Source organism: Buttiauxella sp., assembly GCF_035271705.1.
GTDB lineage: Bacteria > Pseudomonadota > Gammaproteobacteria > Enterobacterales > Enterobacteriaceae > Buttiauxella.
Window position 1 is genome coordinate 1 of the sequence record NZ_DATERI010000095.1, and the last position, 7,284, is coordinate 7,284.

The window sequence follows — 7,284 nt, forward strand, 5'->3', positions numbered from 1 at the left end:
CCTCACGTACTACGTTACGCTCCGGTGGCTCCGCGCTGTCCGAACACAATCTGGCTGCGACGATAACACCTGAAATTTAAGTGGTCACAGCATGTTCTTGCCGTAATCCATCGGGGAAGTGCCGAAATAACTAGCCACGGTCTGGCCGATATCGGCAAACGTTTCACGGTGCCCCAGAGAACCAGCTTTCACTTTCGGACCGTAAACCAGCACCGGAATGTGTTCGCGAGTATGGTCAGTGCCTTGCCAGGTTGGGTCACAGCCGTGGTCAGCGGTAAGGATCAGAATATCGTCCTCTTTCAACAGATCCATCAGTTCAGGCAGACGACGGTCGAACAGTTCTAGTGCTGCGGCATAACCTGCTACGTCACGACGGTGGCCATAAGAGGAGTCGAAATCAACGAAGTTGGTGAACACGATAGTGTCGTCGCCCGCTTCCTTCATCTCTATAATTGTCGCGTCAAACAACGCATCCAGGCCAGTCGCTTTCACTTTTTTGGTGATACCGACTTCAGCATAGATATCCGCAATTTTCCCGACCGAAACGACATGGCCAGCCTTCTCATCAACCAGTTTTTTCAACACGGTTGGTGCTGGTGGTTCAACAGCCAGGTCATGACGGTTACCGGTACGCTGGAAGTTACCCGCTTTGTCGCCGATAAACGGACGAGCGATAACACGACCAATGTTGTAGCCGCCTTCGGTCAACTCAACGCGTGCGATTTCGCACAGTTCGTAGAGTTTATCCAGGCCGTAAGTTTCTTCGTGGCACGCAATCTGGAACACGGAGTCAGCGGAGGTATAGAAAATCGGTTTGCCGGTTTTCATATGCTCTTCGCCCAACTCGTCCAGAATCACCGTACCGGAAGAGTGGCAGTTACCGAGGTAGCCCGGCAGGTTTGCGCGCTCAACCAGTTTATCCAGCAGTTCTTGAGGGAAGCTGTTTTGCGTATCAGAGAAGTAACCCCACTCGAAGAGCACAGGAACACCAGCGATTTCCCAGTGACCTGACGGAGTGTCTTTACCAGATGAAAGCTCATGCGCCCAACCGTATGCGCCGATAACTTCTGCATTACCGTCCATACCTGCCGGGATTTTACCGGTAGAACCTTCTGCTGCTTTCACTAACCCAAGACGAGTCAGATTTGGCAGAAGTAATGGCCCTTTACGGCCTTTGTCTGCTTCGCCATTCGCACAAGCTTGCGCGATATGGCCGAAGGTGTCAGAGCCAACATCGCCAAAGCGGTCAGCATCTTCAGTCGCGCCAATGCCGAAAGAATCCAGCACCATAATAAATGCACGTTTCATAATTTCTCCTGCGTCGTTGCGCCTGAAACGCCCGAGGGCGTTTCAAAAAGTGATCAGATCAGTATGCCAGCAATTAGCTTATACGGCGATACACGACTGGCGTGTCGACTGGTTCCGTACCGTTAACTTTGATTGCCGCTTTTACAGCGCAAGCCGCTTCTTGCCACTGATTTTCACTTGCTGCATGAATAACAGCCAGCGGACGGGAAATTTCAACGCTATCACCCAGACGCACCATGTCAGTAAAGCCGACGCTGTAGTCAAGAGAGTCGGAAGCCTGACGGCGACCACCGCCCATCGCCACCACTGCCATGCCTAACGCGCGGGTGTCCATTTCTGAAATGAAGCCGGGTTTATCGGCATAAACAGCTTTACTCAGTACCGCGGTTGGCAGGTACTTCGCATAGTTTTCGACGAAATCTGTTGGGCCTTTTTGTGCCGCGACCATACGTCCGAACACTTCTGCCGCTTTACCGTTATCCAGCACCGCTTGCAGTTTCAGGCGCGCTTCAGCGTCATCTTTCGCCAGATTGCCGGAAAGTAACATTTCTACGCACAGCGCCATGGTGACGGCATGCAAACGAGGGTTACGGTATTCACCGGTCAGGAACTGCACCGCTTCGCGAACTTCAACGGCATTACCCGCGCTGGAAGCCAGCACCTGGTTCATGTCGGTCAGCAATGCTGTGGTTTTCACACCGGCCCCGTTCGCCACGCCAACAATCGCTTCGGCGAGCAATTCAGAAAGCTCATAAGTCGGCATAAATGCGCCACTGCCGACTTTCACGTCCATCACCAGCGCATCAAGGCCTTCGGCCAGTTTCTTCGCCAGAATTGAAGCGGTAATCAGCGGGATGGAGTCTACGGTCGCGGTAATGTCACGTGTGGCGTAGAAACGCTTGTCAGCCGGAGCGAGCGAGTTAGTCTGGCCGATAATCGCCACGCCGACATTTTTGATGATGTCGCGGAACCGATTATCGTCCGGGAAAATATCAAATCCAGGGATCGCTTCAAGCTTGTCGAGCGTACCGCCGGTATGGCCTAAACCACGGCCAGAAATCATTGGGACATAACCGCCACATGCTGCCACCATTGGGCCAAGCATTAATGAAGTCACATCACCCACACCGCCCGTTGAGTGTTTATCAACGATTGGGCCGTTCAGATTGAGGCTCTTCCAGTCCAGCACGGTTCCTGAATCTCGCATCGCCATGGTCAGAGAGACGCGTTCCGGCATAGTCATGTCGTGGAAGAAAATGGTCATTGCCAGCGCGGCAATCTGCCCTTCAGAGATAGTGTTATCCCGAATACCATTGATAAAGAAACGAATTTCTTCATCACTTAGCGCATGACCATCACGTTTTTTACGAATAATTTCTTGAGCGAGGAACAAGGTAACCCCCTGAGTGCATCAGGTGAAATGCGGCGGAAAAACCACCGCAAATAAATATGACTCTAAATAATTCGAGTTGCAGGCAGGCGGCAAGGGAACGCCCCCAGGAGCTTACATGAGTAAGTGACTGGGGTGAGAGTGTAGCCAACGCACCTGTAGCTTGAAGTATGACGAGTCATTAGTAGCCGCTTGCGCTTTTACCATCGCCATGACCCAGAGCTTTTAGCAGACTCGCGAGCAGGCTGGACGCGCCAAAACGGTAGTGACGGGAATCAGCCCAATCAGCACCAAACAGTTCATCAGCGATAGACAGGAACAGCGCCGCATCTTCAGCAGAACGCACGCCACCCGCAGGTTTAAAACCAACCGTTTTCGCGACACCCATATCACGAATCACTTCCATCATGATGCGCGCGCTTTCAGGTGTTGCGTTGACGGGCACTTTACCGGTAGAGGTTTTGATGAAATCAGCGCCCGCTTTGATTGAAATTTCAGACGCTTTACGAATAAGCGCTTCTTCTTTCAGCTCGCCAGTTTCAATGATCACTTTCAGCAGAACATTCGCTGCTGCACAAGCTTCTTTGCAGGCTTTCACCAGGTCGAAACCAACCTGCTCGTTACCTGCGATCAACGCACGGTACGGGAACACCACGTCAACTTCGTCTGCACCGTAAGCGATAGCCGCACGGGTTTCAGCCACTGCAATTTCGATATCATCATTGCCGTGTGGGAAGTTAGTCACGGTAGCAATACGGATATCAGGTGTGCCTTGAGCATTCAGAGTTTTACGAGCAATTGGGATGAAACGGGGATAGATGCAAATCGCCGCAGTATTACCCGCCGCTGTTTTGGCCTGATGACAAAGTGCTACCACTTTTTCATTCGTGTCATCGTCATTCAGGGTAGTCAGGTCCATCAATTTCAGGGCACGCAGACTGCTTGCAGTTAAATCGGTCATAACACTCTCCAACAAAAGATATAGAAGTCTCTGGCTTCGAAACTCAACACGTTGGAGCGGACTTGGTTCCTTGAAGAGCAGAGGCAACGCTTGTCGCCATCACGTTGAGATCCGTCTCACCGCACATCATATTTAGCAATGTTATAATTATAACATTCGCTGCATTGATAATTGTGTGTCTCGCTTCACAAAAGCCAAAGGAGAAATTACATGCTTTGTACAGTATATGTGATTTAACAAGGTTAGATAGCGTAAAAATGCGATTCAAAAATAAAAAATGGCCGGCTAAAGTACCGGCCATTGATTTCACAGCGATGTTAAAATATTAACATCACCTTTTTTTATAATGACAGGAACACCCCAGCAATTGTTGCACTCATCAGGTTAGACAACGTACCTGCTGCTACCGCCTTCAGGCCCAACTGGGCAATATCGTGACGGCGGCTTGGTGCCATGCTTCCCAAGCCACCAATCAGGATAGCGATAGAAGAAAGGTTAGCAAAACCACACAGCGCGAAGGAAATAATGGCTTTAGTGTGATCTGACAGAACTTGCAGGCCTGCTGCCGCAACAGTGGCGTCGTCTTTCAGGTATTCACCGAAGTTCAGGTATGCCACAAATTCGTTGATAATTATTTTCTGGCCAATGAAGGAACCCGCAACGTTAGCTTCACTCCATGGCACACCGATAACCCACGCCAGCGGTGAGAATACCCAGCCCAGGATCAGTTCCATCGAGAGTTGCGGGTAGTTGAACCAACCACCGATACCAGAAAGCATGCCGTTAAGCAGTGCAATCAATGCCACAAATGCCAGCAACATTGCGCCCACGTTGAGGGCCAACTGCATACCAGAAGCCGCACCTGATGCCGCAGCATCCAGCACGTTCGCCGGGCGATCTGGATCGTTTTTCATAGATTCCAGTTCTGGTGCATCGTTTGGTGTTTCTGTTTCAGGCAGGATGATTTTAGCGAACAGTAAACCGCCAGGTGCTGCCATGAAGGATGCGGCAATCAGGTACTCAAGCGGCACACCCATTTGCGCGTAACCCGCCAACACTGAGCCAGCAACAGAGGCTAAACCCCCACACATGACTGCGAACAGTTCTGAACGCGTCATGGTGGCGATATAAGGACGAACGACCAGCGGAGCTTCAGTCTGGCCAACAAAGATATTTGCTGTAGCGGACAGGGATTCGGTACGAGAGGTTTTCAGAACCTTACGCAGGCCGCCGCCAAGGACACGAATCACTAACTGCATGATACCCAAGTAGTAAAGCACAGCAATCAGAGAGGAGAAGAAGACGATAATGGGCAGAACACGCAGGGCAAAAACGAAGCCGCCACCACCAAATACTTCGAACATTTTGTCCGAAACCAATCCACCGAACAGGAAGGAAATACCGGCATTACCGTAAGCGATAACGTTAGCGACCCCTTCAGACATTGCCAGCAGAACTTTACGGCCGACCGGAACATACAGGATTAAAGCCCCGATACCGACCTGGATAAGCCAGGCACCCAGAACAGTGCGCAGATTAATCGCTTTGCGATTACTGGAGAGTAAAACGGCGATCAGCAACAGAACGATCATGCCGATCAATCCCATAAGTAGTTGCATACAGAGTCCCTTTGTATTTAGTGGTTAAATTGAAAGCGATCTAAAACCTAAAACCAAGGGATTATAACGGTAGTGATGCCCATAAATGCCATGCCAATCACGTATTTCTACAATTTTATGAAAATGCTTATTTCATAGGATGATGCTCATCACACTTTATTACTGACTATTTCATATTGAATAATTCATTGCAGTTACGAATAACCGTATTTGCGATAACCTCCGCCGGCTCTGAACGTAGAATACAAAGTGTCTGAAAAACCTCAACGACGCGTTCCGGACGGTTAGCTTGTCCTTGCCAGCCATTGAGTGGCATGTCAGGTGCATCGGTTTCCAGCACCAGCGCGCTCAGTGGTAATTGCGCCATCACATCGCGTGTTTTGCGGGCTCGCGGATAGGTTATCGTTCCTCCAACCCCAATCTTGTAACCCATTGCCACAAAGCGTTCGGCCTGTTGCAGGCTGCCCGCAAAACCATGCACGACACCGGTTCGCGGTAAGTCGTGGCGTTTTAAATGGGCGGCGAGTTTGTCATGAGTACGGCGGGAATGGAGAATCACTGGCAGATCATACCGTTTTGCCAGTTTTAGCTGGGCATCCAGCATCGCTTCTTGCTGTTCAAAAAGCGGATTATCCATATACAAATCAAGGCCTATTTCGCCAATTGCCACGAGCTTATTCGGGCGTTGTTGCAGGTGATATTCCAGTAGCGCGAGTGACGCCTCCTGGTGTTTGTGAATCACTATCGGATGCAAACCCAGCGCGGCATACAGCGGCGGATAATGGTCAGCCAGAGCCAGAACGACGCCAAAGCGATCGGCTTCAATGGCCGGAACGATAATTTTTGCGACTCCCGCTTGCGCCGCTAGTGCCAGGCTACTGGCTTCGTTATCGCTAAACGGAGGAAAGTCGAAGTGACAGTGAGTATCGTAAAAGGTCATTGTCACGCCGTGCCTTCGTTATTAAAGGTGGAATCGTTCGCCTCTGGGGTTTCAATCACCGCCTGAGATATAGGTTCCTGAGTGATCACCGTCGGCGCAACCACAACCGTACCTGGCACCACAATGCGGGGGTGATGGCGTGTTATCGGCGGTTTAGTCGCCAGCAGCCTTCCCACCGTCGCGAGGAAATAGCGCCCACACAAAAGGCCCGTTTGATAGTCAGTATTCAACGCAGGTATTCGGCTTCCTAACGCCATGCTCATCAGCGGTTTCGGCGGATAAATCTCGAAAATGCGCAGTTTACCAGGCGGATTTTCAATAAAGTCCTGTATCTCGCGGTAACTGGCTTCGTGATGGTGCACCAAATTGAGCAGGGGTTGCAGACTGCTATCCCCAAGCCAACGTTCCATGCGTTTAAACCACTCAGGAGTGTAAGACACTTGTGATGGTACGGTGCGGATAACGACCAACGTTTCAGCACCAAGACGCACGGCTTCTCGTACCGGAATAGCATCGCTTATTCCCCCATCCTGGTATCCGATGCCGTCAATCTCGACCCCACTGCGGTAAAAGCCGGGGATGGCACTCGAAGCTTTGAGGATATTTAGCCAACTTGTACTGTTTGGTGAAAAATAACCTGGGGTGTAATCATCACTGCGGCAGGCGCACATATAGAACGCTTTGCCAGACTCAAACAGTTTTTCTCCCGTCGACATCGAAAGCGGAATTTTTGCCGATGTAGCTTCCACCAGCCAGTCGAGATCAATGAGATGGCCGCCACGCACAAAGCGCAGAGGATCAAAAAATTCACGGGTAGTTGTAAAACGGGTGATCACTCTTCTGGCATGACCATGCTGGTGACAGACATAAGCGGACAGGTTTTGCGCACCTGCAGAGGTGCCTAAGAAAAGGTCAAACGGATTAAAATTAGCGCGCATAAACTCGTCCAGCACGCCGGCTGTAAAGATCCCACGCTGCCCACCGCCTTCACAAACAATGGCAAGTTTTCCGGGACGAAATGCTTTTGACGCCAGCGGCGCAATATTGCCGAGCGTAACGGGTATTC

At 50.8% G+C, this 7,284-nt stretch carries 6 protein-coding genes; all 6 read right to left on the reverse strand.

From position 1 onward, the window contains the following. Positions 1-84: 84 nt before the first annotated feature. Entirely contained in the window at positions 85-1,308 is a 1,224-nt protein-coding gene (gene deoB / locus VJY99_RS08740) for a phosphopentomutase (protein WP_324117667.1), read from the reverse strand. A 73-nt stretch (positions 1,309-1,381) separates the two neighbouring features. Further along, positions 1,382-2,701, reverse strand: coding sequence for a thymidine phosphorylase (gene deoA / locus VJY99_RS08745; protein ID WP_324117668.1), 1,320 nt, complete (start codon positions 2,699-2,701; stop codon positions 1,382-1,384). A 178-nt stretch (positions 2,702-2,879) separates the two neighbouring features. Then, a complete protein-coding gene (deoC, locus tag VJY99_RS08750) occupies positions 2,880-3,659 on the reverse strand; it encodes a deoxyribose-phosphate aldolase (protein WP_324117669.1) in 780 nt (259 codons plus the stop codon). Between the two features lie 341 nt (positions 3,660-4,000). Next, complete coding sequence (locus tag VJY99_RS08755; RefSeq protein WP_324117670.1) at positions 4,001-5,278, reverse strand: NupC/NupG family nucleoside CNT transporter; 1,278 nt, start codon at positions 5,276-5,278, stop codon at positions 4,001-4,003. A gap of 166 nt (positions 5,279-5,444) precedes the next feature. Continuing rightward, positions 5,445-6,224, reverse strand: coding sequence for a TatD family hydrolase (locus tag VJY99_RS08760; RefSeq protein WP_324117671.1), 780 nt, complete (start codon positions 6,222-6,224; stop codon positions 5,445-5,447). Then, entirely contained in the window at positions 6,221-7,282 is a 1,062-nt protein-coding gene (locus VJY99_RS08765) for a patatin family protein (protein WP_324117672.1), read from the reverse strand. Before VJY99_RS08765 ends, VJY99_RS08760 begins: the two co-directional genes overlap by 4 nt. Positions 7,283-7,284: the final 2 nt, after the last annotated feature.